At 41.3% G+C, this 3,052-nt stretch carries 3 protein-coding genes, 1 tRNA gene and 1 pseudogene; all 5 read left to right on the forward strand.

The genetic code is table 11. The features are described 5' to 3' along the window. The coding region (locus BACCELL_RS27005) for a hypothetical protein (RefSeq protein ID WP_169309609.1) at positions 1–181 on the forward strand (181 nt) is incomplete at its 5' end. A gap of 11 nt (positions 182–192) precedes the next feature. Next, positions 193–921 carry a DUF5932 domain-containing protein gene (locus BACCELL_RS20820; RefSeq protein ID WP_007214038.1) on the forward strand — a complete coding sequence of 243 codons (729 nt, stop codon included), beginning with the start codon at positions 193–195 and terminating at the stop codon, positions 919–921. Next, positions 914–2,368 carry an AbgT family transporter gene (locus BACCELL_RS20825; protein ID WP_029427959.1) on the forward strand — a complete coding sequence of 485 codons (1,455 nt, stop codon included), beginning with the start codon at positions 914–916 and terminating at the stop codon, positions 2,366–2,368. Before BACCELL_RS20820 ends, BACCELL_RS20825 begins: the two co-directional genes overlap by 8 nt. Before the next feature lie 100 nt (positions 2,369–2,468). Then, positions 2,469–2,542 (forward strand) — tRNA-Arg (locus BACCELL_RS20830). Positions 2,543–2,848: 306 nt separating this feature from the next. After that, positions 2,849–3,052, forward strand: a pseudogene (locus BACCELL_RS26190) (tetratricopeptide repeat protein); the annotation flags it as partial.

Below are 3,052 nucleotides of genomic sequence, written 5' to 3' on the forward strand. Positions count from 1 at the left end.
CCTGGAACGTATGACGGCAACAGGAGAAAAAGGAGAGTTGCGAGGTACGGAGTATCTCGTCTGCAAGCAGATTATTCGCGACCATGACGAGTTTGCCGGAAAACGTGGCTGTCGCATCAATGCTGAACCGGCTGAGAATAGTGGATTTACAGTTTATTTCACGATACCGAGAAGAAAATAAAATTAAAGAATATGGAAGACAAGAAATTCAAAGTAATTATTGTAGAAGACGTCAAGCTTGAACTGAAAGGAACGGAAGAAATCTTCCGCCATGAAATACCCAACGCAGAAGTTATCGGTACGGCTATGACCGAAAGTGAATTCTGGACATTGATAGAAGCTGGAGTTCCTGACTTGGTATTGCTGGATTTAGGGCTGGGTGGTTCTACTACTATTGGTGTGGATATCTGCCGGAATATATTTAAGCGCTATCCAGGAGTACACGTACTCATATTTACCGGAGAAATTCTGAATGAAAAGCTTTGGGTGGATGTTCTGAATGCGGGTGCTGACGGTATTATTTTGAAAACAGGTGAGCTGCTTACGAAAACAGATGTACAGGCAGTAATGGATGGAAAGAAGCTGGTTTTTAATTATCCTATTCTGGAAAAAATTGTAGACCGTTTCAAGCAATCTGTTGCGAATGATGCCAAACGTCAGGAAGCGGTTATCAGTTATGATATCGATGAGTATGACGAACGTTTCCTACGCCATCTGGCATTGGGGTATACCAAAGATATGATTGCTAACCTGAAAGGTATGCCTTTTGGAGTTAAATCTCTGGAAAAGCGTCAGAATGATTTGGTAAACCGTCTGTTTCCACAAGGAGAGCGGGTAGGAGTGAATGCAACCCGTCTGGTTGTGCGTGCTTTGGAACTCCGTATTCTTGATATAGATAATCTGGAAGCAGATGATGAATAGCAAATGGCGTTTACCGCATCCGGCAACAATGTTTCTCTTGTTGACGCTGGCTGTCATTGTCTTATCATGGATATTTGACATTTACGGCCTGAGCGTGTTTCAACCGCAAACAGGGGAGGAGATACGGGTACAAAGTTTGCTTAGTCCGGAAGGTGTTCGTTGGCTGTTGCGGCATGTGGTTACTAATTTCACGGGGTTTGCTCCGCTGGGCTTAGTAATTGTGGCTATGTTTGGTATCGGGGTAGCACAACATTCAGGTTTTATAGATGCTTGTATCCGCGGTGGGGCACGTCGTAAGCATAATCCATGGCGCATGGTGATACTGGTTATTTTCTTGGGATTGCTTTCCAATGTAGTAGGTGATGCCGGATACATAATTCTTTTACCGATTGCAGCAACTTTATTCCATTCGGTCGGGCTGCATCCGGTTGCAGGTATTATTACGGCATACGTTTCTGTTTCGTGTGGGTATAGCGCTAACTTGATGCTGAGTACTTTGGATCCTATGCTTGCTGCCACTACCCAAGAAGCTGCGGACATGGCAAATGTGTCACCTGGAAATACAGGGCCTTTATGCAATTACTATTTCTTGTTTGCATCTACTTTTTTGCTGGCTTTTATTATTTATCAGGTAACCCGTCGTAATCTTCTTCCGGCTTTGGGGGAATATGCCGGTCATATTCGTTTCAATGGTTATAAGCAATTATCCCGCAAAGAGCGTCGTGCTATGATAGGTGCAGTATCTATCGGGGTGATTTATACAACCGTGATTCTTTGGGCTACTTTCTCTTCATGGGGTATTTTGCGTAGTGTGAATGGTGGTCTGATCCGTTCTCCTTTTATAGAGGGCATTCTGTTTCTGCTTTCTTTTGGTATCGGGCTTATGGGGATGGTTTATGGCTTTGCTTCCGGCCGTTATCGTACAGATGGAGATGTGATTGAAGGGCTAACTCAACCTATGAAATTGTTGGGTGTTTACTTTGTTATCGCTTTCTTTGCTGCTCAGATGTTTGCGTGTTTCGAGTATTCTCATTTGGATAAATGTATAGCCATTATGGGAGCGGACATGCTTTCGTCCATCCATCTTGGGAGTTTATGGATACTCATTCTATTTATTCTCTTTACAGCACTTGTGAACCTTATTATGGTTTCTGCCACTGCCAAGTGGACTTTCATGTCCTTCATCTTTGTTCCGTTCTTTGCCAATATGGGGATTTCTCCGGATATGGTGCAATGCGCTTTTCGTATTGGCGACAGTGCCACCAATGCCATCACTCCTTTCATGTTCTACATGCCTCTTATCCTTACTTACATGCAGCAATATGATAAGCAAGCGACCTATGGTTCATTACTGAAATATACATGGAGATACTCTCTATATATATTATTAGCCTGGACTTTGTTATTTATTTTATGGTATGTAACTGGTTTACCATTAGGATTATAACATCTAATCGGATATAAAAGCATCTGTTTACAAAATATTTTCTGCGTAAAATCTTTGCAAATTTCACAGAAAAGCGTACCTTTGCACCGCAATTAAGGATGGTTCCGTAGCTCAGCTGGATAGAGCAACGCCCTTCTAAGGCGTGGGTCTTGCGTTCGAATCGCAACGGAATCACAGAAGAAAAGTCGCAAATCGCTAATAAATAAGCATTTGCGACTTTTCTGTTTCATTAATTAGGGTAATTCTGTAGAATACGGGGATTTTTCTGTATGATTTATTTTCATTCTAAATATAATCTATTTTGATCATGTGCACAATTTGTTTTTCTCATGCTGTTGGTCTCTAGATAGTCCCCCTTGAAATTTACGTAAAATAACATTTGTTACAGCTGTCCTAAAAACTACAAAAAAGTTAAAATGGTTTTGCTCCTATAGCTATGAACACTAATTTTGGGATATCAACTTTTAAAATTTAAAGCACATGAAAAAATTTTTGTTATCCATTGCGCTGTGTTGTGCAGCAACTAACTTTTTTGCGCAAACTACAGAACCTGGAAATCTAATTAACGAAGGAAAGGCAGCACTCGAAGCCAAAAATTACCAGGAAGCATTTACAAAATTCAGTACCTACCTGACACAGACAAACAATCAGGACTCTGTTATCGCTTACAACTGCGGCGTTTGT

The sequence above is a fragment of the Bacteroides cellulosilyticus DSM 14838 genome (assembly GCF_000158035.1).
Lineage (GTDB): Bacteria > Bacteroidota > Bacteroidia > Bacteroidales > Bacteroidaceae > Bacteroides > Bacteroides cellulosilyticus.